Source organism: Bradyrhizobium genosp. SA-3 (genome assembly GCF_004212635.1).
In the GTDB taxonomy this organism is placed as follows: domain Bacteria; phylum Pseudomonadota; class Alphaproteobacteria; order Rhizobiales; family Xanthobacteraceae; genus Bradyrhizobium.
In genome coordinates this window covers 1-25,772 of record NZ_PSRT01000120.1, presented here as the reverse complement: position 1 = coordinate 25,772, position 25,772 = coordinate 1, and the positions used below count along the sequence as shown (strand labels likewise).

Genomic DNA, 25,772 nt, shown 5'->3' with positions numbered 1-25,772 from the left:
CCCGGCGCGTGGCTGGATTGAGGCTCGGCCTGGTCGAGATCGATCCGGAGCTGGCGGAGCTTGCGCGGGCGAACGCCGCGGCGAATGGCATTGCCGCCGAGGCGATCGTGCTCGACGTCACGGCCGATGCGCAGGCGTTTGCGGCACATGGGCTCGTGCCCGACAGCGTCGACGTGGTGCTGATGAACCCGCCTTTCAACGATCCGGCTCGGCATCGCGGGTCGCCGGATCAGGCGCGCCACACCGCTCATGTGGCGAGCGAGGAGACGCTGAATGCATGGGTGCATGCGGCGCGGCGTATCCTGCGATCGAATGGCGGGCTGACGTTGATCTGGCGGGCAGATGGGATCGCGGACGTCCTTGCAGCGCTGTCACGCGGCTTCGGCAGCCTGTCGATTCTTCCGGTTCATGGGGAAACCGGACGCCCCGCGATCCGGGTGCTGGTGCGCGCGGTCAAAGGCGGCCGGGCGCCGGCACGACTGCTGCCGGGCCTCATGCTCAACGACGAGTCGGGCGTGCCTACAAGAGAGGTGAAGGAGATTCTGGAGGGGAGAGCGGTGTTGCCGCTGGCGGAGCCGTGACGGCCTACTGCGGAAGCGATTCCGATTGCTGTTCCTGCGGCGTCGTCAGACGGATCGCCATGAATAGCGCACCGATCAGCAGCATCAGCAAATAGATTTTCATGGCGTTCTCCGCTGCCGCATTGCAGCCTCCCAACGGAAAATCTGCAAAACACGTTCCAGGCACTTCCAATGACAGTCGCGTGATAAGAAATGGTTAAGCAGAGGTAACGGCATGGCCGAACAATTGAACGATCGTGAGAGTTCCGGCCTGGCCGACAAGCTCATGCAATATCTGCCGGCGCGTTTCCGGCCCGGCGCGGCAATCGTGCCGGTGGTGCGGCTATCCGGCGTGATCGGCGCAGTGACGCCGCTGCGTCCGGGCATGACGCTCGCGACCGTCGCGCGGGTGCTGGAACGGGCGTTTTCGTATCGGAACGCCAAGGCGGTGGCGCTGATGATCAATTCGCCCGGCGGCTCACCGGTGCAGTCGCGCCAGATCTACCTGCGCATCAAGCAGCTCGCGGCGGAGAAGAAGCTGCCCGTGCTGGTCTTCGTCGAGGACGTCGCGGCCTCAGGCGGCTACATGATCGCCTGTGCCGGCGATGAGATCATCTGCGATCCATCTTCGATCCTCGGCTCTATCGGCGTCGTCGGTGGCAGTTTTGGTTTCCAGGAGGCGATCAGGCGGCTCGGCGTCGAGCGGCGCCTCTACACCGCCGGCGCCCACAAGGCGATGCTCGACCCGTTCCTCCCGGAAAACCCGGATGACGTCGCCAAGCTGAAGGCGATCCAGCGCGAGATCCACCAAATCTTCATCGCCCTGGTGAAGGAGAGCCGCGGCGCGCGGCTGAATGGCGCGGACGACACCCTGTTCACGGGCGAGTACTGGGCCGGCGAGAGCGCGATCGCGCTGGGGCTCGCCGACAGCATCGGCGACCTCCGCTCAACTCTTCGTGCCCGTTATGGCGAGAAGGTTCTCACCCCCGTGATTGCGCAGCCGACCGGGCTCCTCTCCGGTCTTCTGGGCCGGAAAGCGCCCGGCGCGGGGCAGCTTTCGGCCCTGGAATCAATGGCCGGCTGCCGGACGAGCTGATCTCGGCGGTCGAGACGCGGGCGATTTGGGCGAAATTCGGGTTCTAGCGCTCGCGCTCCCGCGCCATTTGGCCCCTCGACGCTCCGATTGCGGCGCAGGTCCATCTGCGCAACAATACGCGTGGGGGCTGAGCACTAGACAAGGATCGACCGATGCCGCCGTTCGTCGCTTTCGCGGGCGTCCTGGGCGGGCTTGCCGTGGTCCGCTGGGCCTACAAGACCGCTGTCCGGATCAACCAGGAGCTGGAGGAGATGCGCCTGTCGCGCGTCACCGAGGCCGCCCCTATGGGGGACATCCAGACGCTGAAACGTGACCCCGTGACGGGAGCTTACCGGCCGGGATAGTCGCCTCGTTGCCGCAGGGTGGGCAAAGGCGCTCTTGCGCCGTGCCCACCATCTTTCCGGGACCGTGATGTCGGTGGTGGGCACGCTTTGCTTTGCCCACCTACGGCAGTTGTTAGGTCCTAATCCGCCCCCCTTCGCCTTGATTCCCATCCCCGCCGTCGATACGGTCCCGCGCGATTCAAACCCCCGCGAGAGCCTGATCTGACGATGGACGCCTCATTGCCCGCCCATATGCGCCCGGAACGCTCGTTCCAGGGCTTCATCCTCGCGCTCCAGCGGTTCTGGGCCGAGCAGGGCTGCGTGATCCTGCAGCCCTACGACATGGAGATGGGCGCGGGCACCTTCCATCCGGCGACCACCCTGCGCGCGCTCGGGCCAAAGCCCTGGAACGCGGCCTATGTGCAGCCCTCGCGCCGGCCCAAGGACGGCCGCTACGGCGAGAATCCGAACCGGATGCAGCACTACTATCAGTTCCAGGTGATCATGAAGCCGTCGCCGCCGAACCTTCAGGAGCTGTACCTGAAGTCGCTCGCCGCGATCGGCATCGATTCCGCCGTGCACGACATTCGCTTCGTCGAGGACGATTGGGAGAGCCCGACGCTGGGCGCCTGGGGCCTCGGGTGGGAATGCTGGTGCGACGGGATGGAAGTCAGCCAGTTCACCTATTTCCAGCAGGTCGCGGGCTTCGAATGCGCGCCGGTGGCGGGCGAGCTCACCTACGGGCTCGAGCGCCTCGCGATGTATGTGCAGGGCGTCGATCGCGTCTATGACCTCAACTTCAACGGCCGCGACGGCGACGCCAAGGTCACCTATGGTGATGTGTTCCTGCAAGCCGAGCAGGAATATTCGCGGCACAACTTTGAATACGCCGACACCTCGATGCTGTTCGAGCAGTTCAAAATGGCGGAAGCGGCCTGCAGGAAATATCTCGACGCAGGCTGGCGCGAAGGCGGCAACAGCAAGCAGCATCTGATGGCGCTGCCGGCCTATGACCAGTGCATCAAGGCGAGCCATGTCTTCAACCTGCTCGATGCGCGCGGCGTGATCTCCGTGACCGAGCGGCAGAGCTACATTCTGCGGGTGCGCGAGCTGGCCAAGGCCTGTGGCGAGGCCTGGATCCACACTGAAGCGGGCGGAGCGGCCTGATGCCCGATCTTTTGCTTGAACTGTTCTCAGAAGAAATCCCCGCGCGCATGCAGGCCAAGGCGGCCGACGATCTGCGCCGCATGGTTACCGACAAGCTCGTCGCCGAAGGTCTCGTCTACGAGGGCGCAAAGGCGTTTGCGACGCCGCGCCGCCTTGCGCTGACCGTGCACGGCATTCCCGTCCGCCAGCCCGACCTCAAGACCGAACGCCGCGGACCGAAAATCGGCGCGCCCGATGCGGCCGTGCAGGGCTTTCTGAAGGCGACAGGTTTGACTTCGCTGGAGGAAGCCAAGATCCAGCGCGACCCCAAGGGCGATTTCTACATCGCGCTGATCGAGAAGCCCGGCCGCGACGCGATCGACGTGCTCGCCGAGATTCTGCCGGTGATCATCCGCACCTTCCCCTGGCCGAAATCGATGCGCTGGGGCGCGCGTTCGGGCAAATCGGGTTCGCTGAACTGGGTGCGGCCGCTGCACTCGATCACCGCGACTTTCGGGCTCGAGACCGAAGAGCCTGATGTCGTGAAATTCTCGGTCGACGGCATCGAGGCCGGCCAGACCACCTACGGCCATCGCTTCCTCGCGCCAGCGGCTATTTCCGTGCGTCGCTTCGAGGACTACGAAGCAAAGCTGCTCGCCGCGAAAGTCGCGCTCGACCCTGAGCGCCGCAAGGACGCGATCCTCACCGACGCCAAGCAGCTCGCGTTTGCGCAAGGGTTCGAACTCGTCGAGGACCAGAACCTGCTCGATGAGGTCGCCGGCCTCGTCGAATGGCCGGTCGTGCTGATGGGCTCGTTCGAGCCGGAATTCTTGACGACGCCCGCGGAAGTCATCCGCGCCACCATCCGCAACAACCAGAAGTGCTTCGTCGTCAGCGATCCCAAGACCGGAAAACTCGCCAACAAGTTCATCCTGGTCGCCAACATCGAAGCGGCCGATGGTGGTGCGACCATCATCGCCGGCAACGAGCGTGTCATCCGCGCGCGGTTGAGCGACGCGAAGTTCTTCTACGAGACGGACCTGAAGACGAAGCTCGAGGACCGGCTGCCGAAGTTCGAGCAGATCGTGTTCCACGAGAAGCTCGGCACGCAGGCCGCGCGCATCAAGCGCATCGAGCGCCTTGCCGCCGAGATCGCGCCGCTGGTCGGCGCCGATGTCGCCAAGGCCACGCGTGCTGCTCATCTCGCCAAGGCGGATTTGCTGACCGAAGTCGTCGGCGAATTCCCCGAGGTACAGGGCCTGATGGGCAAGTATTACGCGTTGGCGCAGGGCGAGGATGCCTCGGTCGCCGCGGCTTGTGAGGAGCATTACAAGCCGCAAGGACCTGCCGATCGCGTGCCGACTGATCCGGTCAGCGTTGCGGTCGCGCTCGCCGATAAGGTCGATACGCTCGTTGGTTTCTGGGCCATCGACGAGAAGCCGACGGGCAGCAAGGACCCGTATGCGCTGCGGAGAGCTGCCCTCGGGGTGATCAGGCTGATTGCCGAGAACGCGCTGCGTTTGTCGCTCATGAAGGCGGCGGCGTCCGCACTCGCCGGTTTGTCGGTCAGGCCGACCGATGCGCAAAAGCTTCCGAGCGACCTGCTCGCGTTCTTCGCCGATCGCCTCAAGGTCCAACTCCGCGAGCAGGGCGCGCGTCATGATCTCGTCGATGCCGTGTTCGCGCTCGGCGGCCAGGATGATCTCCTGATGATCGTCCGCCGCGTCGAGGCACTCGGAAAATTCCTCGACAGTGACGACGGCAAGAACCTGCTCGCCGGCACCAAGCGCGCCAGCAACATCCTCTCGATCGAGGAGAAGAAGGACAAGCGCACGTTCGACGGCGCGCCGGATGCTGCGCTCTACAGCCTCAACGAGGAAAAGGCGCTGGCGAAGGCGATCGGCGAGGTCAAGGCGGAAGCGAGCGCTGCCGTCGCCAAGGAAGATTTCGCCGCGGCGATGAGCGCGATGGCGAAATTGCGTCCGCCGGTCGACGCGTTCTTCGACAAGGTTCGCGTCAATGACGAGGATCCAAAGGTGCGCGAGAACCGCCTGAAGCTGCTGAATGAGATCCGCAGCGCCACGCGGGCGGTGGCGGATTTCTCGAAGATCCAGGATTGAGGCACGTGCCCCGGACGCTGCGCAGCGCGCCGCGCCTTCGCGGCGCGATGCGCTGCAGAGCCGGGGCCCATGTTGCGACGTGCTCGGAGCTTCTGGGTCCCGGGTCTGCGCTTCGCTTGCCCGGGACACGAGAGCGCAAATCCGACACCCACAAAAAAGCCCCACCCGGCGGGGGGAGGACCGGGCGGGGCCTGATGTCCGATTAACACTGCTCGCGCCAGCCTGATGTGGCGCGCCGGACACCTAGTCGATCTCAGGTCGTCGATCTCAGTCCAGCACCTCGACGATGCGGCGCGAGCGCGGCTCGACCAGCACGGTCTCGCCGTTCACGACGGTGTAGCGATAGGTGGTGGCGCCGAAACGTTGCGGCACGTCATAATAGGTGATGCCGCTCTCGGGTAAGACGGCGCCGACCACCACGCGATCCGGGATGCGGAAGGGCGGCACACGTTGTTCGACGACATAGTCGCGGAAGGCCAGCCGCTGGTCGGCCGCAATGGTCGGGCTGCTGTCGACCACGGCGGGCGCGCGTCCCACCGTGACATCGCTTTGCGCCTGTGCCGCGAGGGGCGAGCCGGTCGCAACGCACAGCGCCGCGAGGGCAAGAATCCTGTTCCGCATGGGCAACTCCTTCGACGTGATTTTCCGATGCGCCAGTGGCGCAGTCGGTTGCCAATGCATGCGACTTCGCAATGTTCCGGGAAAGGGCTTGCCGCATCCGCGGCAATTTCGGGCAGTTTTCGCGAAGCCGGGAACTCGCATCGCTCTTACGCGTCTCTACTCGCGGAACCGGGACCGCTATGATCCGCCCGCGATTCGTCCACCTCCACAGAAAGATAGTTCATGCACATCACCGTCGCCCACATTTCGCCGATCCTGTCGTTGATTGCGGGCGTGCTCATCCTGATCATGCCGCGACTCCTCAATCTGATCGTCGCGATCTTCCTCATCGTGAATGGCGCGATCGGGCTCGGGCTCCTGAAGTGGCTCCGCTTCTAGGCGTTCACTTTTCGGAACTGTCCGTCTTGCGCGGGCCCGCCCAAAATGGTGTAAGGCCCGCGATTTCCCATTCCTCTCGCAGGTTGTGTGCAAGCTATGGCCAAAGCCGCTTCGAAGCCGAAGAAAATGCCAGCGAAAATCCCAGCGAAATCAAAGTCCTCCGCCGCGGCGAAGGCCGCGCCGCCGGCCCGCAAAGCGCTGGCCAAGAGAGCGCCGAAGCCGGTCGCCAAGCCCGCTGCCAAGTCCGCCGCCAAGCCGGCGGCAAAGGCTGTGACCAAGGCGGCTCTGCCGAAGGCCGCTGCGAAGCCTGCACCAAAGAAGGCTAGGCCCGCGAAGGCGGCGCCAGCAGCGGCCAAGGCCGGCAAATGGGTGTTCACATTCGGTGACGGCAAGGCCGAGGGCCGCTCGGAAATGCGTGACCTGCTTGGCGGCAAGGGCGCCAACCTCGCCGAGATGGCCAATCTGGGCCTGCCGGTGCCTCCGGGCTTCACCATCCCGACCTCGGTCTGCACCTATTTCTACGCACACGACAAAACCTATCCGAAGGAACTGCAGTCGCAGGTTGAGAAGGCGCTGGAGCATGTCGGCAGGTTGACCGGCAAGGTGTTCGGCGACACCAAGAACCCGCTGCTCGTCTCCGTGCGCTCCGGCGCGCGCGCCTCGATGCCGGGCATGATGGACACCGTGCTCAATCTCGGCCTCAACGACCAGACCGTGGAAGCGCTGGCCGAGCTGTCGGGTGACCGCCGCTTTGCCTATGACAGCTATCGCCGCTTCATCACGATGTATTCGGACGTGGTGCTCGGATTCGAGCATCATCACTTCGAGGAAATCCTCGACACCTTCAAGGACAGCCAGGGCTACACGCTTGACACCGATCTTTCGGCCGACGATTGGGTCGAGCTGGTCGGCAAGTACAAGGACGCGGTCGCGCGCGAGACCGGCAAGGAATTCCCGCAGGATCCGCACGACCAGCTCTGGGGCGCGATCGGTGCGGTGTTTTCATCCTGGATGAACGCGCGCGCGGTGACCTACCGCAAGCTGCACGACATTCCGGAATCCTGGGGCACCGCTGTCAACGTGCAGGCCATGGTGTTCGGCAACATGGGCGAGACCTCGGCGACGGGCGTTGCCTTCACGCGCAATCCCTCGACCGGCGAGAGCAAGCTCTACGGCGAGTTCCTGATCAACGCGCAAGGCGAGGACGTGGTGGCGGGCATCCGCACGCCGCAGGACATCACCGAGGAGGCGCGCAAGGAATCGGGCTCCGACAAGGCGTCGATGGAATCGGCGATGCCGGAGGCCTTCAAGGAGCTGACGCGGATCTACACGCTGCTCGAGAAGCACTACCGCGACATGCAGGACATGGAGTTCACGGTCGAGCAGGGCAAACTCTGGATGCTCCAGACCCGCGGCGGCAAGCGCACTGCGAAAGCGGCACTGCGCATCGCGGTCGAGCTCGCCAATGAAGGCCTGATCTCGAAGAAGGAAGCGGTGACGCGGATCGATCCGGCCTCGCTCGATCAGCTCTTGCATCCGACCATTGATCCCAACGCCAAGCGCGACGTGATCGCGACCGGCCTGCCGGCATCCCCGGGCGCTGCTTCCGGCGAGATCGTGTTCTCCTCGGATGAAGCGGCCAAGCTCCAGGCCGACGGACGCAAGGTGATCCTGGTCCGCATCGAGACCAGCCCTGAAGACATCCACGGCATGCATGCCGCCGAAGGCATCTTGACCACGCGCGGCGGCATGACCTCGCACGCGGCGGTGGTCGCGCGCGGCATGGGCAAGCCCTGCGTCTCCGGCTGCGGCACCATCCGCGTCGATTACGGCCGCGGCACCATGAGCATCGGCTCGCGCACCTTCAAGACCGGCGACGTCATCACCATCGACGGCTCGCTCGGCCAGGTGCTAGCGGGGCGCATGCCGATGATCGAGCCGGAGCTGTCCGGCGAGTTCGGCACGCTGATGAATTGGGCCGACCAGGTCCGCAAGATCGGCGTGCGGGTCAACGCCGACACGCCGGAGGACGCGCACACCGCGATCAAGTTCGGCGCGGAAGGCATTGGCTTGTGCCGAACCGAGCACATGTTCTTCGAGGAGACGCGCATCCGCACGGTGCGCGAGATGATCCTCTCCGAGGACGAGCAGTCGCGCCGTGCCGCGCTCGCAAAGCTGCTGCCGATGCAGCGCGCCGACTTCGTCGAGCTGTTCGAGATCATGAAGGGCCTGCCCGTCACGATCCGCCTGCTCGATCCGCCGCTGCACGAGTTCCTGCCGCACACCCATGCCGAGGTCGAGGAAGTGGCGCGCGCCATGAACACCGACCCGCGGCGCCTCGCCGACCGCGCCCGCGAGCTCTCGGAGTTCAACCCGATGCTCGGCTTCCGCGGCTGCCGTATCGCGATCGCCTATCCTGAAATCGCCGAGATGCAGGCGCGCGCGATCTTCGAGGCGGCGGTCGAGGCGCAGAAGCGCACCGGCAAGGCCGTGGGTCTCGAGGTGATGGTCCCGCTGATCGCGACCAAGGCCGAGCTCGACCTCGTCAAGGCGCGGATCGATGCCACGGCACAGGCGGTGATGCGCGAGACCAATACGAAGCTCGCCTATCAGGTCGGCACCATGATCGAGCTGCCGCGCGCCTGTCTGCTCGCGGCCGAGATCGCGAAAAGCGCCGAGTTCTTCTCGTTCGGAACCAACGATCTCACGCAGACGACGTACGGCATCAGCCGCGACGACGCGGCGAGCTTCCTCGGTCCGTACGTCGCGAAGGGCATCCTCTCGGTCGATCCCTTCATCGCGCTCGATCAGGAAGGCGTCGGTGAGCTCGTCAAGATCGGCGTCGCACGCGGCCGCAAGACGCGGTCCTCGCTCAAGGTCGGCATCTGCGGCGAGCACGGCGGCGATCCCGCCTCCGTCGCCTTCTGCCACACGATCGGCCTCGACTACGTCTCCTGCTCGCCCTACCGCGTGCCGATCGCCCGCCTCGCCGCCGCGCAAGCCGCGCTCGGCAAGGAGATCGCGAGCCAGGCGTAAGGCGATTTGAAGTGTTGGATGCGAAGAGGCGGGGCCAAACCCCGCCTCTTTCATTTTGCGTGATGCTGTATCCCCACCGTCATTGCGAGCCAACGGGTCCGCGCGAAGCGCGGCCCGATGACAGGCTCCGCGAAGCAATCCAGAATCTTTCCGCGGAGGGATTCTGGATTGCTTCGTCGCAAGTGCTCCTCGCAATGACGATTGTGTTGCATGCGCCTCGCGCCACACAGTCGATGTCATCGCCCGGCTTGACCGGGCGATCCCAGTACGCCGAGACGGCAGTGTTTGAATCGAGACGCTGCGGAGTACTGGATGCCCGCCTTCGCGGGCATGACAGCGGGAATGTGGGAGCGCATTGCGTAAACCACGGAACCACACCCGCGCCGTCAAGAGTTCCTTCACCATTCGCGTTGACGAGCTATTTACCGCTTCACCTCGCTCGGCATTTACCAACCCGCGCAATCACCCCGTGAAAACACCTGTGTTCGCTTGAGTGTGCCGTACGTGCCACGTCGATTAACGCCCCGGCAACCTAAATTAGATACTTACGATAAAGATCGAATTGCACGGACGTACTGCCGTTCGATTTTTCTGGCGTAAGCGTAGCGTGAGCGTATCGATGTCAGTGTTGCGTAACCATCCGAAGGGCGCGCGGTTCGCGTCCTTCGGCATCGGTCTCTGCATCTTCGCATTGATGCCGAGAGAGACCGGCTATCAGGACATTGCCTCGCTGCTGGCACGCCAACCCGGCGTCGCCGAGCGGTGGCAGAAGCAGGTGTATTCCGCGGCGTCCTCGATCCAGCTCGCCACCTACAGTTTTTCCCGGCCGATCGGCACCTCGGTTCCGCAGAGCGCGATGGTTCGCCTCGCCAGCATCGATGGCCGCGACGTCACCGGCGCGATCAGCCGCAATCCGGCGCTGCAGGCGCCGCCGCGCTACCAGGCCGCCGATTTTCCCAAGGTCGATCGCTCCATGAAGGGTGATCGTCTCGCGATCGTCACGCCGACGACGTCTCCCGATGCGGCTGCGCCGCCTGCAGCGCCCGCGCAGGAAGATCCCGCGACGTCGAACAGCTCGGTGTTCGGGGCCAAGACCGCCGCGTTACCGCAGCCGATGTCGCCGGAGTCCGCGGCCGCGCTCGATCCCGAGCTCCAGGAAGCGCTGCGTGCGCCGCCGCTGCCGCAATATACCAATGCGCCGCAGGCGAGCGATGCCGCGCGCGCGTTCGCGGTGCAGCCGCTGGAAGCGCTGAAGCAGGCCACGGCGCCGGCCGCGCCGGCGCGCGATCCCTTTACCGTCAAGACGTCGAACCTGTTCTTCGGCAGCTCCTCGCTCGGCGGCAATCTCGAAAGCATCGAGAGCTGGCAGCCCGGGGCCGAGCCGCTGATCGTGATGCCTGATCCCGATATGAAGGTGACGGCCTCGCTGTCGCCGCCGACAGCGGAGATTGCCAAGGACATCGAAAGCGGTGAGAGCGTCGCGCCGAAGGGCGAGGTCAACGCCGACAACCAGCGGGCCAGGTCGCCGGCGGAGCGGCTCGCGCTCGACGACAAGTCGCGCGCCAAGTCCGAGAAGTGTCTCGCCGAAGCGGTCTATTTCGAATCGCGCGGCGAGGCCGTGCGCGGCCAGATGGCGGTCGCGCAGGTCGTGATGAACCGCGTCTTCTCCGGCAAATATCCCGACACCGTGTGCGGCGTCGTCTACCAGAACAAGTACCGCCATTTCGCCTGCCAGTTCACCTTTGCATGCGACAACAATCCGGACGTGATCCGCGAGCCCGAGATGTGGGAGCGCGCGAAGAAGATTTCGAAGGCGATGCTCGATGGCCAGATCTGGCTGCCCGAGGTCGGCAAGTCGACGCACTACCACGCCTATTGGGTGCGCCCGTCCTGGGTCGCCGAGATGAAGAAGATGTACAAGACCGGCGTGCACACCTTCTATCGGCCGCGCAACTGGGGCGACGGTAGCGAGGAACCGAGCTGGGGCACCCCGGCCCAAACCGCGGCGCTCTCCGCCGAACTCGCACTGGAAGCCAAGAGTTCCGCGGAGATGGGGGAGCGGCGGTAGGCTCGCCACAATGTAGGTCTACTCCCTCGCCCCGCTCGCGGGCTTGCGGGGAGAGGGTTGGGGTGAGGGGGACTCGCCGCGGGGACGGTGAGAGTTCGGCTCGCGGAGACTCCCCCCTCACCCGGAATCCGCGCTACATGCGCATTCCGGCCTCTCCCCGCAAGCGGGGAGAGGCAAGGACATCACGCCTCGATATCCAGCGCACAGTCGAAATTCAGCGCCGAATGCGTCAGCGCACCGGCCGAGGCGTAGTCGACGCCGGTGGCCGCGATCGCCGCGATCGAGTCCAGCGTGACGCCGCCGGACGCCTCCAGCTTGAGGCGGCCCTCGGTGAGCCTCACCGCCTCGCGCAACGTCGCGATATCCATGTTGTCGAGCAGCACCGCGTCGGCCAGTCCGGTGGCCAGCACCTCGCGCAGTTGCGCAAGCGTGTCCACTTCGATCTCGATCTTGACGAGATGGCCGGCATGAGCGCGGGCGCGCTCCAGCACGGGCCGGATGCCGCCGGCGACCGCGATGTGGTTGTCCTTGATCAGGATCGCATCGTCGAGGCCGAAGCGGTGATTGAACCCGCCGCCGCAGCGCACGGCATATTTCTCCAGCGCCCGCAATCCCGGCGTGGTCTTCCGCGTGCAGCAGATGCGCATTTTCGTGCCTTCGGTGCGCGCGACGTAGTCGGCCGTGAGCGTCGCGATGCCCGACAGGCGACCGACGAAGTTCAGCGCGGTCCGCTCCGACGTGAGAATGGCGCGCGCGGGCCCCGAGATCGTCAACACCTGCTGTCCGCGGGCAACCCGCGCGGCGTCGCGGACATGCGCGCGGACCTCGATGTCGGGTGAGAGCTTTTGCAGCGTCGCCAGCGCCAGCGCCAATCCGGCGATCACGCCGGATTGGCGCGCGACCAGGATCGCCTGCGCCGTCGTGGGTTCCGGAATCGTTGCCAGCGAGGTGATGTCGCCGGCGCGCCCGAGGTCTTCGTCGAGCGCGCGCTGCACGGCCTCGTCGATGGCGAGCGGCGAGAGAAAGGCGTCGGGATAGAGCAGTGAGGTTGCGGTGATCATGAGAACTCCGTCAGGCCATGATGGGTTGCGCGGTGCGCGGCATTGAGCGATCGGCGAGGCTGTCGGCCACCTCGCGCACTGCGGCGAGCGTGGTCATCGTTCGTCGCGCCAGGGCAGGGACATCCGCCGGATGGTCGGAGCGGAAATGCGCGCCGCGGCTCTCGCGCCGGGTCCAGGCCGCGGCCGCGACGAGCAGCGCAGACGTCGCCATGTTGCGTAGCGCGATGCTCGTAGCCTCGCGTTCGAGCGCAGCGAAGCTGTGGACGGCCTCGGCAAGCCCGTCACTGTAGCGGATCACGCCGACGCGTGCGTTCATCACCGCCCGCAGCCGCTTCACGGCCGCAGCATCGGGCGCACCGCCGTGCGGCGTCACCAGCGCGTCCGGAAGCCGGGCAGGTGCGGGGACGGCGCAGCCGTCGATGTCCTCAGCGATGCGCGCGGCGTAGACCACGGCCTCCAGCAGCGAATTCGACGCCAGCCGGTTGGCACCATGCGCGCCGGTGGAGGACACTTCGCCGCCGGCCCAGAGCCCGTCGATCGAGCTGCGGCCGCGCGCGTCCACCGCGATGCCGCCCATGTGGTAGTGCGCGGCCGGCGCGATCGGGATGGCCTCTGTCGCGGGATCGATTCCGGCGGCGATGCAGCTTGCATGCACGGTGGGAAACTTTTCGGCGAAGCGCGCCCCCAGCGCCTGCCGTGCATCGAGGAACGCGCCGCGCCCAGCCGCGATCTCGGCAAAGACGCCGCGGGCGACGATGTCGCGCGGCGCGAGCTCGGCGAGCGGATGGCGCGCCATCATGAAACGCTCACCGCGGCCGTTGACCAGCGTCGCGCCTTCGCCGCGCAGTGCCTCGGTCGCAAGCGGCGCCGGGTCACGCCCGACCATGATGGCAGTCGGATGGAACTGCACGAATTCGGGATCGGCGATCACGGCGCCGGCGCGAGCGGCGATCGCAAGGCCCGAGCCGCCGGCCTCGAGCGGATTGGTGGTGGCGGCATAGAGATGCCCGAGGCCGCCGGTGGCAAGCACGATCGCGCGCGAGGCGAGGATGATCGGCCGTGCAGCGGGATTGCCGGCCTCGCGCAATTGGAGGCCCGTGACAGCGCCGTCCTCGCTCAGCAGTGCTTCGGCGACGAGACCTTCGATGATGCGGATCGACGGCGTGCGGCGCACGGCCTCGCTCAAGGCCGCGACGATCGCGTCGCCGGCCTGATCGCCGCGCACATGCACGATGCGCCGGGCCGAGTGTGCGGCTTCGCGTCCCACGGCGAGCTTTCCTTCCAGATCGCGATCGAATGGGACGCCATAGGCGAGAAGGTCATGGATTCGCGGCGCCGCCTCCCGCGCGATGCCAAGTGCAACGGCTTCATCGACGAGACCGCCCCCGACGGCAATCGTGTCCGCGGCATGCGCTTCCGGCGTATCGCCTTCGGCCACCGCCGCCGCGATGCCGCCTTGCGCCCATGCCGATGATGCGCCCTGTCCGAGCGGGGCCGCCGAGATCAGCGTCACCGGCCGCGGCGCGAGCTTCAGCGCGCAAAAGAGTCCGGCAAGGCCGCCGCCAACGATGACGACGTCGTCGGTAGCGCGGGTGAGATTGTGGATGTTGTTTGTTGTTGTCATCGCTATTTCCTCTTGCTCCGCCGTCGTCCCGGCGAATGCCGGGACCCATACGCCGCGGCGGAAGTTGTTGCGCGAAGCTGCTCAACGCCGTTCTTCGCCAAACATCTTCCTGTGGTTATGGGTCCCGGATCTGCGCGCGCTTGAAGGCGCGCTTGTCCGGGACGACGGCTGTGTGTGTTGCAGCGTCTTGCTCTCAATTCTTCAAATTGATCATCCGCTCGACCGAGCGCCGCGCGCGCATCGCGAGCGCGGGGTCGATCGTCACTTCCTCGCGGAGCGTCCGCAGGCTTTCCAGGATGTTGGCAAGCGTGATGCGCTTCATGTGCGGGCAGAGATTGCACGGGCGCAGCATCTCCACGTCGGGCAGCTCCGCCCGCACGTTGTCGGCCATCGAGCATTCAGTGATCATCACCAGGCGTCGCGGCCGCTTGTTACGCACCCAGTTAATCATGTGAGCGGTCGAGCCGGTGAAATCGGCCTCCGCCAGCACGTCCGGCGGGCATTCGGGATGCGCGATGATCTGCACGGTGGGATCGCCATCGCGAAGGCTGCGCAGCTCTTCACCCGTGAAGCGCTCGTGCACTTCGCAGGCGCCCTTCCAGGCGATGATCTTCACGTCGGTCTTGGAGGCCACGTAGGTGGCGAGATAGCGGTCGGGCAGGAAGATCACGCTTGGCGCATTCAGGCTCTCGACCACCTGCACCGCATTCGACGAGGTGCAGCAGATATCGACCTCGGCCTTCACCTCGGCCGAGGTGTTGACGTAGGCGACGACCGGCACGCCGGGGAATCTTTCGCGGAGCAGGCGAACGTCGGCGCCGGTAATGCTGGCGGCGAGCGAGCAGCCGGCCCGTGAATCCGGGATCAGCACCGTCTTGTCCGGGTTGAGCAGCTTCGATGTCTCCGCCATGAAGTGCACGCCGCACTGCACGATGATGCCGGCCTTCACCTTGGTCGCCTCGACCGCGAGCTGGAGCGAGTCGCCGCCGATGTCGGCGACGCAGTGGAAGATCTCCGGCGCCTGGTAATTATGCGCGAGGATCACCGCGCCTCGAGCCCGCTTCAGTTCGTTGATCGCCTTGATGGTCGGCGCCAGCAGTGGCCACTCGATCGGCGGGATCACGTGCTTCACGCGTTCGTAAAGGGATGCAGTGGCGCGCTCGACCTCGGGCGTCCAGTCCAGCGAGGGCATTGGCAGCGCGGCTCCCGCTCGGGAGGGCGCGGCGCGAGGGGAGCTGATGTCTTGGACGTTGACTTGGCCATTGATTTGGCCGTGGGGCCGGTTGGCGAAGTCGTCGGGACCGTAAATTCCAGTGATCGGCATCGAAGCCTCCCTTGCATATCAATTATGCTCAATATGAGTATATTTTGAGCCCGAGTAATCCGGCCGAAGGCCGGAGCTGGATGTCATCGAAGCTCTAATATGCTCAATGTGAGTAAATCAAAGATAACATGCTCCGCCGAAGATCGCTAGGCCCCGTCGCACACATTCCCGTCAAATCGCCCCGACGCGAGTCAGGTGAGGCCGCGTGAAACGCAATGCTCCCGCGACAGCTCCTCGTGGACTGCAACCGTTTTTGACTTGGGATTTTCATGCAGATGCATTAAACGCCCTGACTCGTGGCTTCCTATTTGCGAATCCGCCAACGACAGATGAGGAACACCATGTCGACACAGATAGGCGAACTCGGTCCGGTCTCACGTTCCTCGACCTGGCGCACCCCGGCCGTCATCATTCTATGCGGCTGCGCGATCGGCATGCTCGGCTTCGGTCCGCGCTCGGCGCTCGGCTTCTTCGTGCAGCCGATGAGTCATGAGTTCGCCTGGGGCCGCGACGTGTTCGGCCTCGCGATCGCCGTGCAGAACCTGCTGTGGGGCTTGGGCCAGCCCCTCGCCGGCGCGGTCGCCGATCGCTTCGGCCTGTTCCGGGTGATGTGTGTCGGCGCTCTGCTCTATGCCGGCGGCCTGCTCTTGATGCGCTACTCCTCGACGCCGCTGTCGCTCGACATCGGCGCCGGCGTCATGATCGGCTTCGGCCTCGCCGGTTGCTCGTTCAATCTGGTGCTGTCGGCGTTCAGCAAGCTCCTGCCGGCCGAGAAGCGCGGCCTTGCGCTCGGTGCCGGCACCGCGGCGGGATCGTTCGGCCAGTTCCTGTTCGCGCCGATCGGCGTTGCGCTGATCGACAATTTCGGCTGGCAGCAGGCGCTCTCCGTGTTCGGCTTCCTGATGCTGCTGATCATCCCGCTGTCGCTGGCACTCTCGACGCCGCCGGTCGCAAGCCCGGCCAACACGGCGCCTGCGGATGAGCAGACCTTCACGAGGGCGCTGGCGGAAGCCTTCGGTCACCGCTCCTACGTGCTCTTGGTGCTCGGCTTCTTCACCTGCGGCTTCCAGCTCGCCTTCATCACGGTGCATCTGCCGGCCTTCCTGGTGGATCGCGGCATCTCGGCGCAAACCGGCGGCTGGGTGATCGCGGCGATCGGCCTGTTCAACATCATGGGCTCGTTGAGTGTCGGCTACCTCCAGAACACTCTGCCCAAGCGCTACATCCTCTCGACGATCTATTTCACCCGCGCGCTTGCGACACTCGCTTTCATCTCGTTCCCGATCACGCCGTTCTCGGCGATCGCATTCGGTGCGATCTCCGGCCTGACCTGGCTGTCGACGGTGCCGCCGACCTCGGCGCTGGTGGCGCTGATGTTCGGCACGCGTTGGCTCGCAACGCTCTACGGCTTTGCCTTCGTCAGCCATCAGGTCGGCGGCTTCCTCGGCGTCTGGCTCGGCGGCATCGTGTTCGAACGTTTCGGTTCCTACACGCCGATCTGGTGGCTCTCGATCCTGTTTGGCGTGCTCTCCGCGCTGATCAATCTCCCGATCGTGGAGAAACCGGTCGCACGGCTAGTGCCGGCGATTTGAAGTTCCTGCAGAGCAAGCCGCGAAATCGTTCAGGAATTGCAAATCGATAACCGGCACTAGGAATATATTTGCTGGCGCTCCTCTTAATTCCGAAGTTCGCTCCCGTGGCGCCGATAAGGTTTGCGAACTTCGGAATTGGAGCGCCAGTTGCGCAGCCGGCCTGATCGGCTAAACATTCCCGACAAACAAGTCAGGGAGTTCAGTCGTGGCCACGTTCAAGGCAATCCGGATCGACAAGGCGGACAAGGGCACCACCGCGCAGCTGACGCAGTTCGACGAAGCCGAGCTGATGGACGGCGACGTCACCGTGCGTGTGGAATGGTCGACGCTGAACTACAAGGACGGCCTCGCACTCACAGGCAAGGCGCCGGTGGTGCGCCGCTTCCCGATGATCGCCGGCATCGATTTCGCCGGCACGGTCGAAGCGTCCTCGCATCCGCAGTGGAAGGCGGGTGATAAGGTGGTCTGCACCGGCTGGGGCATGGGCGAAACCCATCTCGGCGCCTATGCCGAGAAGGCGCGGGTCAAGGGCGACTGGCTGGTCGCGCTGCCGCAGGGCCTCTCGGCGCGCGACGCCATGGCGATCGGCACCGCCGGCTTCACCGCGATGCTGTCCGTGCTGGCGCTGGAGAAGCACGGCATCTCGCCGAAGAGTGGCCCGGTGGTGGTGACGGGCGCCGCCGGCGGCGTCGGCTCGGTTGCGACCGCGGTGCTGTCGAAACTCGGCTACCACGTCATCGCTTCGACCGGTCGCGCCTCGGAGGCAGACTATCTGAAGCATCTGGGCGCAGCCGAAGTGATCGACCGCAACGAATTGTCGGCACCGGCGAAGCCTCTGGCTAGGGAGCGCTGGGCGGGTGGCGTCGATAGCGTCGGCTCGACCACGCTCGCCAACCTCCTGTCGATGACGAAATACGGCGGAGCGATCGCGGCGTGCGGCCTGGCGGCCGGCATGGACCTGCCATCTTCCGTCGCGCCGTTCATTTTGCGCGGAGTGTGCCTTCTCGGCATCGATTCGGTGATGTGCCCGATCGAGCCGCGGAAAGCCGCCTGGCAGCGCCTGGCGTCCGATCTCGACCGGACGAAACTAGCTGAAATCACTCAGGAAATTCCGCTTGCCGAGGTGTCCGATTGGGGCGCGAAAATTCTGGCCGGCGCTGTCCGCGGCCGCATCGTGGTAAAAATAGTCTGACGGCGTTCAGACTTTACCAACCAAGCTGCTCCAATCTTGCCATGGTTAGTATGGTAAGCAGCGGGTAAAGAGAGATAAGGCATCGCCCGCCGCGGGGTTGGTTCGGAGTTGAGCATGCTTGCGCGTATTGTGTTGGGGGCTGTCACGGCGGCAGCGACGTTTGCGCCGGCCATTGCCGGAAGCATGAATGCAGACGAGGCGCGCCGCTTCGTCGCCGGCAAGGTGTTTGCTTTCACCTGTTTCGACGGCACCCGCGGTGCGGGCCGCATCCTCGACGACCTCGGTGCCGCCGGCGCGGTGCAGTTCTCGGGCGCAGGTCCGGTCAAACATCTGCGCCTGCCCGGTAACACGCTCCAGATCCGCGGGCAGAACGTCTGCGCCTCGATCAAGGGCATTCCGTTCGAGCCCTGTTTCAATCTGGAAAAGACCGACGAACGCAGCTTCCGCGGCTCGGTCTCGGGCATGGGCTTCGCCTATTGCGACTTCCACCATCAGGGCGGCAATCAGATGCTGATGGCACGCGCCGTCGCGCGTCCGCGCTCGCTGCGCTCATCGGAGCGCACAGGTTCGATCGGCGCGCCCAACACAGAGGTCGCCGCGCGCGTCGAGACGCCGCGTGTCGAGAGCGGCCGCCTCGAGCCGGTAAAGTCGGAACCCGCGAAGACCGAGGCCCCGCTGGAGCTGCGCCGTTCGACTCAGTGAGCTGTCCGCGTGGGGCAGGCCGCGCACTTTGTCGTTGAAGATCCCTATCGAACACGAAGCCGCCGCGCCGTAGTCATACGGACGGCGGCTTTCATGCGTTGGTAGCTGTTCGCGTCCCAGTTTGCGTACGGCCGGGGGACGCGGCCCTACGCAAGGGTTCAACGATGTCGCTGTACTTCTTCCGCATCAGCACCGGCCGCTATTCCGGCGCTGCCGACCAACCTTACGAGTTCGAGGATCGCGCAGCGGCCTGGACCGAGATGACCGAGGTTTGCGCCAATCTGCTCGGCGGCATCGCCCGCGGCCTCAAGCCGAATGCCGAGTGGTGCATGGAGTTGCTCGACGAGAACAAGCAGCCGATTTTTCGCGTCAGCCTGGTTGGAGAGGCTATCGGATGCAAAACGCCCTAGGTCCGACTTCAAGCTGCAATTTACAACTATGACGAGATCATCTTCCTTCAATTTCAATTATTTAGCGCGCAAAATCAGTATTTCTGCGAGGGCGCTCGTTAACCAAAAGATGGAACTCTGACCGATAGGTTTTCACGGTAAGGGCGATCAACGTCCAAGCGGCCAGCAATGACTTGGCAGCTCGTTTCTTGGGAAACGTACCATGTTGAGCCTCTTTCGGGATATGCAGATCGGGACCAAGCTGGCGATCGCTTCGGCGCTCGGAGTGCTCCTGGTTGGAGCCATGATTGCGAGCCAGATGCTCGGCAATGCGGGCATCCGCGAGACCAGCCAAAGTGCACTTGCACAGCAGGAGATCGCGCGCGACGCAGTCAGGGCCGAAGTTGCAGTTCGCGGCATGCAACTCGCAGTGCGCGACCTTCGTCTCGCCAATAGCGCGGCCGATCTTCACAAGGCCAGCCAGACTCTCGGCGATCAGCAGAATTCGATGAGCATGCTGGTCGAGGCGATGCTGAGGCTTTCTCACGCGGCCGAGAATCGTGTCCGGATAGAGAAACTGAGATCGCTCGCGGCGGACTATGGCAAAGCTGCGCAGCAGATTGCCGGCGTGCGCGGCGAAGCCGTCGCCGCGTCTGGCCCAGACGGCGCGACGCGCGCCGCGAAGCTCAATGACGAAGGCATTCGCATCGCGCGGGAGGTTACCCTGCCGATCGCAGCCCAACTCGACGCGCTGATCAGCCAGATCGCCGACTATGCGAGACACAAATCCGACGAGGACAACGCCGCGGCTGCCGCTCAGATGAGATCGAGCGAGCAGATCGGAACGGCGGTCGGCGCCTTCGCGGCGCTCGTTCTGATCGGCTCCTGGCTCATCTCCTTCCTCACCATCGCGCGGCCGATCCGCGCGCTCACCGTGGCCATGGACAAGCTCGCCGGCGGTGATTTTTCCGTGGTGCTACCCGGGCTTGGTCGCAAGGACGAGGTGGGCGGCGTTGCCGCTGCCGTCGAGAAGTTCAAGCTCGTGTCCGAGCAGAAGGCGCACGAGGAGGCCGAAGCCAAGATCAGGCAGGACCAGATCGCGGCCGCGCAACGCAAGGCCGAAATGCACAAGCTCGCCGACAGTTTCGAAACCGCCATCGGCGAGATCGTCGAGACCGTCTCTTCGGCCTCGACCGAGCTCGAGGCCTCGGCTTCGACGCTCACCTCGACTGCCGAGCGCGCGCAGGAGTTAACCACGGTGGTTGCTGCCGCCTCCGAAGAGGCCTCGACCAACGTGCAGTCGGTGGCATCCGCGACCGAGGAACTGTCTTCGTCGATCAACGAGATCAGTCGTCAGGTTCAGCAGTCTGCGCGCGTGGCCAACGAAGCGGTCGGCCAGGCTCGTGTCACGACCGAGCGGGTCAGCGAGTTGTCCAAGGCTGCGACGCGCATCGGCGACGTGATCGAGTTGATCAATTCGATCGCCGGCCAGACAAATCTGCTCGCACTCAATGCCACGATCGAGGCCGCCCGCGCCGGCGAAGCGGGCAAGGGCTTTGCGGTGGTTGCCTCCGAGGTCAAGGCCCTGGCCGAGCAGACGGCGAAGGCAACCGGCGAGATTGGGCAGCAGATTTCCAGCATCCAGACCGCGACCGAACATTCGGTCGGCGCGATCAGGGACATCAGCGACACCATCGAGAAGCTGTCGGAGATCTCTTCGACGATTGCGGCGGCCGTTGAAGAGCAGGGCGCCGCGACGCAGGAAATTTCCCGCAACGTGCAGCAGGCGGCAGAAGGCACTCATCAGGTGTCGTCCAACATCACCGACGTGCAGCGCGGCGCGAGCGAGACCGGCTCGGCGTCCTCGCAAGTCCTGTCTGCCGCGCAAATGCTGTCCGGTGACAGCAACCGCCTCAAGCTCGAGGTCGGCAAGTTTCTCGGCTCTGTGCGCGCCGGCTGATGGCGACGTCTTTGGGCAACTCTGATCTGCAACCGCCGCGCGCGAAACTGCAGCGGTTGCGCGCGTTCGTATTTCGACGCCGCGACCGACGCGCTTGAAGAGCGAAGTGGCGCGTTTCCTGGAGTCGGTGAGGGGCGACGTGACGACCTTGGCCTGGTAGATGTTGCGATGCGTCTAGCGCGGCGCAGCGCGAGATCGGTGCAGCTGCAGCGGATGGTCGGAGAAATTAGCGATTGTCGGGACGCCGAGTAGTTTTACGTAGGACCATGTTAACGCCTGCTTGCGAGAATAGGGCGCAATCTTACGGGATAAGAATCAGCCAGCATTGTTGAACTGACATCCGCCCTGTCGTCCGTCGTGACGTCTGTGGCGCAGGTGTCGTGCGCGCTGCTAGGCATCGTTGGGATTTGTTGTGATGTCGAAGTTGTCGATCGTCTTCAAGCTGCTGACCGTGCTGTCGGTCCTCGTGCTCTCGCTCGCCGGTGTCGGCGTGACGGCGATCGGCACGATGCAGAACATCAACGCCCACACCGTCGAGATTGCGCAGAGCTGGTTGCCGAGTGTGCGTGCGCTCGGCTCGATGCGCGCCGACATCAACGAGCTGCGCGTCGCACTTCGTCTGCACCTGATGCAGGATACCGCTGAAGGCAAGGAAGCCGCCGAGAAGCGTCTCGCCTCCTTGCGCGAGCGCATCGAGAAGACCCGCAAGGTCTACGAGCCGCTGATCACCGCTGCCGAGGAGCGCTCGCTTTACGGACAATGGACCAAGGCGTGGGCTGAATATCTGAATGGCGTTCAGGACGTGATGGCGCTGTCGCGCAAGAGCGTTGGCCGCTTCCCGACCGATGCCAACGAGCTGTTGCAGACCAAGGTCGCTAAGATGGCCCAGGCCGCCGATCCCCTGCTCCAGAAGGGCATCGAGTTGAACAATCAGGGCGCCGAGCTGGAGACGAAGCAGGCCGCCGACAGCTACGCCACGATCTTCCGCGTGCTGGTCGGCATCATCGTGCTCTCGGTCGTGATCGCGATCGGCGCCGCCTATTATCTCGTGCGCGACGTCTCGCGCGGCATTGCTTCGATCATCCGTCCGATGCAGTCGCTCGGCGAAGGCGACCTCTCGGCCGAGGTGCCGCATCGCGGCGAGAAGACCGAGATCGGCTCGATGGCCGATGCGCTGCAGATCTTCAAGGAGGCGCTGATTGCCAAGAAAGCCGCCGACGAGGCAGCGGCGCGCGACGCCGAAGCCAAGATCGAGCGCGGCCGCCGCGTCGACGCCATCACCCGCAAGTTCGAAGCCATGATCGGTGAAGTGGTCGGGACCGTGTCGTCGGCCTCGACCGAGCTGGAGGCCTCGGCGACGACGCTGACCAACACGGCGCAGCGCGGCCGGGAGCTCGCGACCGTCGTCGCAGCCGCCTCCGAGGAGGCCTCAACCAACGTCCAGGCCGTGGCCTCCGCCTCGGAAGAGCTGTCGTCCTCCATCACCGAGATCAGCCGCCGCGTACAGGATTCGGCGCGGATGGCCGCGGAAGCCGTCGAACAGGCGGCGCGGACCAACGAGCGCGTCAACGCGCTGTCGCAGGCGGCGTCCCGCATCGGCGACGTCGTCGAGCTCATCAACACCATCGCAGGCCAGACCAATCTGTTGGCGCTGAACGCGACCATCGAGGCGGCACGCGCCGGCGAGGCGGGCCGCGGCTTCGCGGTCGTCGCGTCCGAGGTCAAGGCGCTCGCCGAGCAGACCGCGAAAGCAACCGGCGAGATCGGGGCGCAGGTCGCAGGCATTCAGGCCGCCACGCAGGAATCGGTCAGCGCCATCCAGGAGATCGGCGGCACCATCGAGCGGCTGTCCGAGGTCTCCGCGGCGATCGCCGCCGCCGTCGAAGAACAGGGCGCGGCCACGCAGGAGATCTCACGCAACGTGCAGCAGGCCTCGGTCGGCACGCAGGAGGTTTCGATGAACATCACCGACGTGCAGCGCGGTGCGACCGAGACCGGCTCGGCCTCGACCGAAGTGCTGTCGGCGGCGAAATCGCTGGCGACCGACAGCACCCGCCTGAAGGTCGAAGTCGCGCAGTTCCTGGAGTCGGTCCGCGCCGCCTGATCCTCAACTGCCCGTCTGTGGAGCCGGCGGCGGTGCGACCTGTCGCCGGAACAGGATGCGCTGGTAGAGCCAGCCGATCGCGACCAGCACGACGCCAAGGCACATGAACGACAGCGCGCGGTAGACGCCTGTCAGCGTCGACATGTCGATGACGAAGGCCTTGAGGATGGTCAGCGCGATGACGGCTGCAGAGGCCAGCCGCGCGCGCTCCGAATTGACCAGGATGCCGACGCCGAGCAGCACCACGCCGAAGGCAAGCCAGCCGATCGAATAGGTGTATTGCTCCGCGCCTGTGGTGCCGCCGTAGAGCAGGACCGGGCCGTGATAGAAGCGGCGGATCTCCAACGTCACGTAGGTGAGCGCGAACACCAGTGCCCCGCCCGCGATCGTATTGGCGTAGGCGACAGGGCGATGTCCCGCCACCGCATAGGACAGCAGCAGCATCAGTACCGCGGGGAGCGCATAGCCGAGCAGCAGCAGGTTGAACACAAGGCCGCCGACATTGACACTGGAGAGCAGCAGCGGGTTCTCCAGGAGAAGCAGGCCGAACACGCTGATGAGCGCGGCGATTGCGGTGAGCGCGATCGCGCCGACATTGTGCACGATGCTGTGGCTGCGCAGCCGCAGGCGCTCCAGCCCGATCGCCATCGGGAGCGCGACGCAGACTTGCAGGGCGAATTCGAGCAGCGAGGGCGGCGAGGTCATGCGGCCACCGGTCGCAAAGTGCCGGATCTCCATGAAGGCGAGCAGCGCGGTGAACAGGACGGCCGCCGCCTCGACCATGCGCAGCGGCGCGTCGTCGCCGCGGCGGCGCAGGAACATGCTCGCCGCCCAGAACGATGCCGCCGGCAGGCCATAGCCCCACAAGAGCCAGTTCAGAATCGGCGTGGTGCCGACGGCATCGCCGACGATGCGCGGATCATAGACGATGCGCGCGGTGACGATGCCGGCAAAGATGGCGGCGAGCCAGCGCAGGAACGGGATCGGCCGCTGCATCGAGATCCAGGCGGTGCCGAGCGACATCAGCGCGAGCGCGATGGTGAGCCAGCCCTTCTCGAGCGCGAAGGTCAGCGCTAGCGCCAGCGCGCCGAGCGTGCCGGTCGCGAACAGCGCCGTGGAGATCATGATGCCCGGCCGGGTCTCGCGGCGCGTGAGCGATTCGGTCGCAGCACCAAAGGCGGCGGCGAGCAGGACGGCGAGGATCGCAAACGGGATCGAGCGGTCGAGATGGGCGATGCGCGCATAGAGCGCAACCAGGATCGCGATCGGCGTGGCGACCGCCGCCGCCGACCACACCACCGGGATGACAGCCGAATTCGACCGGCCCTGCGCGAGGAAGCCGGTGATGCCGAAGCCGGCGGCGAAGACCGCAGCCATCACCAGATGCAGCGTCACGGAGCTGTCGATCGCTGCTGGGCCGACGCCCGGCAGGGGGCCGCCCGGCAGCACCAGCATGTCGGGATTGGCCCGCACCGCCCATTCGACGAATACGATGAAGACGGTCGCCGCGGCCGCGCCCAGCGCACCGGTTGCTGCCGGCGCACGCCAGGCGACAAACAGCGTCCCCGCGACCAGGAGGCTGAAGGCGATCAGCGCCAGATCGGCATGCGCGCTCGACAGCACGATGATCATCGCTGCGAACAGATAGGCGCCGAGCGAGCTCGACGACACCGGCTCGATCTCGCCGTCCTCGATGGTCGGGCCGAACATGAATCCGCAGACGACGAGGAGTGCAGCGAACGTGAAGCCCGCAATGACGTGGAAGGCGTGCGGCGCCACCTGCAACTCGGGCTCGAGCCCGATGAAGGTCCAGAGCACCGTGAAGACGATCGTGGTCACCGCGAGCCAACGCCACAGCCGGATGCGGGCAAGGCCGAAGCTCGCGGCGGTCACGATCGCGAGATAGATGTAGAGCGCCCAATAGTCCGGCTTGCCGCTGGAGACGAGGATCGGCGTCACGAACGCACCGACGACGCCGAGGCCCGCGAGCGCGGGCCCATGCAGCAGCGCGGCGGCCAACGTGCCGAGCGCGACGAGGCCGAGGAGCACGAAGGCGGTGGCGGGCACGAGGAAACCGTAGAGCGCATAGGCTGCATAGATGGTCGCGAACGCCACCGCCGTGCCGGCCGCGGTGAGGATCGCCGGGATGTTGGCGATCGGCAGCGCCTGGATGGCCGAGATGCTTTCCTTGCGCCGTGTCCACTCGCCGGCACCCAACAGCGCCAGCGCGAACAGGCCGCCGAGGAAGACGCGCACGCCAGGACCGACAAGGCCGGCCTCGATCGAATAGCGCACCATGAAGAAGCCGCCGAGCGCGAGCGCAAGCCCGCCGATCCACACCACCCAGCGCGTGCCGAGTCGCTCCTCGAAGCCGGGCGCGGGTGCAGGCAGCGGAGGCGGTGCAGCGGCCTCGGTGCTCGCTTCGAGCGGTGGCGGCGAAACAGCTTCGGTGACGGTTGGCGGCGCCGGCTCGGCT

General features: G+C 65.4%; 18 protein-coding genes and 1 pseudogene. 14 read left to right on the top strand and 5 right to left on the bottom strand.

The window, feature by feature from the left end; all coding sequences use genetic code 11:
* From CWO91_RS32055 to glyS, 5 genes and pseudogenes are all read left to right on the top strand, one after another.
* On the top strand, positions 1-581 hold a 581-nt coding region (locus tag CWO91_RS32055), incomplete at its 5' end, for a tRNA1(Val) (adenine(37)-N6)-methyltransferase (RefSeq protein ID WP_130219455.1).
* A gap of 214 nt (positions 582-795) precedes the next feature.
* A pseudogene (locus CWO91_RS32050) lies at positions 796-1,703 on the top strand (S49 family peptidase).
* Positions 1,704-1,808: 105 nt separating this feature from the next.
* Entirely contained in the window at positions 1,809-2,000 is a 192-nt protein-coding gene (locus tag CWO91_RS32045) for a hypothetical protein (protein ID WP_091892621.1), read from the top strand.
* Between the two features lie 207 nt (positions 2,001-2,207).
* Positions 2,208-3,146, top strand: a complete 939-nt coding sequence (locus CWO91_RS32040; protein ID WP_130219452.1) for a glycine--tRNA ligase subunit alpha — start codon at positions 2,208-2,210, stop codon at positions 3,144-3,146.
* On the top strand, positions 3,146-5,245 hold the full coding sequence (gene glyS, locus CWO91_RS32035) for a glycine--tRNA ligase subunit beta (RefSeq protein WP_130219450.1): 2,100 nt from the start codon (positions 3,146-3,148) through the stop codon (positions 5,243-5,245). Before CWO91_RS32040 ends, glyS begins: the two co-directional genes overlap by 1 nt.
* Before the next feature lie 267 nt (positions 5,246-5,512).
* Here the strand turns inward: glyS and CWO91_RS32030 are convergent, their stop codons facing one another.
* Positions 5,513-5,866, bottom strand: a complete 354-nt coding sequence (locus tag CWO91_RS32030) for a DUF1236 domain-containing protein (RefSeq protein WP_130219448.1) — start codon at positions 5,864-5,866, stop codon at positions 5,513-5,515.
* Between the two features lie 222 nt (positions 5,867-6,088).
* Between CWO91_RS32030 and CWO91_RS32025 the strand changes: the two genes are divergently transcribed.
* The 3 genes from CWO91_RS32025 (at position 6,089) to CWO91_RS32015 (ending at position 11,348) form a co-directional block, all read left to right on the top strand.
* On the top strand, positions 6,089-6,244 hold the full coding sequence (locus CWO91_RS32025; RefSeq protein WP_008562090.1) for a DUF3096 domain-containing protein: 156 nt from the start codon (positions 6,089-6,091) through the stop codon (positions 6,242-6,244).
* Positions 6,245-6,340: 96 nt separating this feature from the next.
* On the top strand, positions 6,341-9,280 hold the full coding sequence (gene ppdK, locus CWO91_RS32020; protein ID WP_165405865.1) for a pyruvate, phosphate dikinase: 2,940 nt from the start codon (positions 6,341-6,343) through the stop codon (positions 9,278-9,280).
* Between the two features lie 619 nt (positions 9,281-9,899).
* Positions 9,900-11,348, top strand: coding sequence for a cell wall hydrolase (locus tag CWO91_RS32015; RefSeq protein WP_165405864.1), 1,449 nt, complete (start codon positions 9,900-9,902; stop codon positions 11,346-11,348).
* A 182-nt stretch (positions 11,349-11,530) separates the two neighbouring features.
* Here the strand turns inward: CWO91_RS32015 and nadC are convergent, their stop codons facing one another.
* The 3 genes from nadC to nadA form a co-directional block, all read right to left on the bottom strand.
* On the bottom strand, positions 11,531-12,409 hold the full coding sequence (gene nadC / locus CWO91_RS32010; protein ID WP_130219442.1) for a carboxylating nicotinate-nucleotide diphosphorylase: 879 nt from the start codon (positions 12,407-12,409) through the stop codon (positions 11,531-11,533).
* A gap of 10 nt (positions 12,410-12,419) precedes the next feature.
* A complete protein-coding gene (locus CWO91_RS32005) occupies positions 12,420-14,033 on the bottom strand; it encodes an L-aspartate oxidase (RefSeq protein ID WP_130219440.1) in 1,614 nt (537 codons plus the stop codon).
* Positions 14,034-14,226: 193 nt separating this feature from the next.
* On the bottom strand, positions 14,227-15,357 hold the full coding sequence (gene nadA, locus CWO91_RS32000; protein WP_130219438.1) for a quinolinate synthase NadA: 1,131 nt from the start codon (positions 15,355-15,357) through the stop codon (positions 14,227-14,229).
* A 341-nt stretch (positions 15,358-15,698) separates the two neighbouring features.
* On the opposite strand from nadA, the gene CWO91_RS31995 reads away from it, so the two are divergent.
* The 6 genes from CWO91_RS31995 to CWO91_RS31970 all read left to right on the top strand — a co-directional run bounded on the left by CWO91_RS31995 (position 15,699) and on the right by CWO91_RS31970 (position 23,296).
* Entirely contained in the window at positions 15,699-16,949 is a 1,251-nt protein-coding gene (locus tag CWO91_RS31995; protein WP_130219436.1) for an MFS transporter, read from the top strand.
* Positions 16,950-17,154: 205 nt separating this feature from the next.
* Entirely contained in the window at positions 17,155-18,141 is a 987-nt protein-coding gene (acuI, locus tag CWO91_RS31990; protein ID WP_130219434.1) for an acrylyl-CoA reductase (NADPH), read from the top strand.
* Positions 18,142-18,255: 114 nt separating this feature from the next.
* The gene (locus CWO91_RS31985) at positions 18,256-18,843 is read left to right on the top strand and encodes a hypothetical protein (RefSeq protein ID WP_128935537.1); all 588 of its coding nucleotides are present in this window, start codon (positions 18,256-18,258) and stop codon (positions 18,841-18,843) included.
* Between the two features lie 164 nt (positions 18,844-19,007).
* Positions 19,008-19,253: a DUF6894 family protein gene (locus tag CWO91_RS31980; RefSeq protein WP_130219432.1), complete on the top strand. Its 246-nt coding sequence runs from the start codon at positions 19,008-19,010 to the stop codon at positions 19,251-19,253.
* A 202-nt stretch (positions 19,254-19,455) separates the two neighbouring features.
* The gene (locus CWO91_RS31975; protein ID WP_130219430.1) at positions 19,456-21,192 is read left to right on the top strand and encodes a methyl-accepting chemotaxis protein; all 1,737 of its coding nucleotides are present in this window, start codon (positions 19,456-19,458) and stop codon (positions 21,190-21,192) included.
* A 415-nt stretch (positions 21,193-21,607) separates the two neighbouring features.
* A complete protein-coding gene (locus CWO91_RS31970) occupies positions 21,608-23,296 on the top strand; it encodes a methyl-accepting chemotaxis protein (protein ID WP_165405863.1) in 1,689 nt (562 codons plus the stop codon).
* A 3-nt stretch (positions 23,297-23,299) separates the two neighbouring features.
* On the opposite strand, the gene CWO91_RS31965 is transcribed toward CWO91_RS31970, so the two are convergent.
* On the bottom strand, positions 23,300-25,772 hold a 2,473-nt coding region (locus CWO91_RS31965; RefSeq protein WP_130219426.1), incomplete at its 5' end, for a DUF2339 domain-containing protein.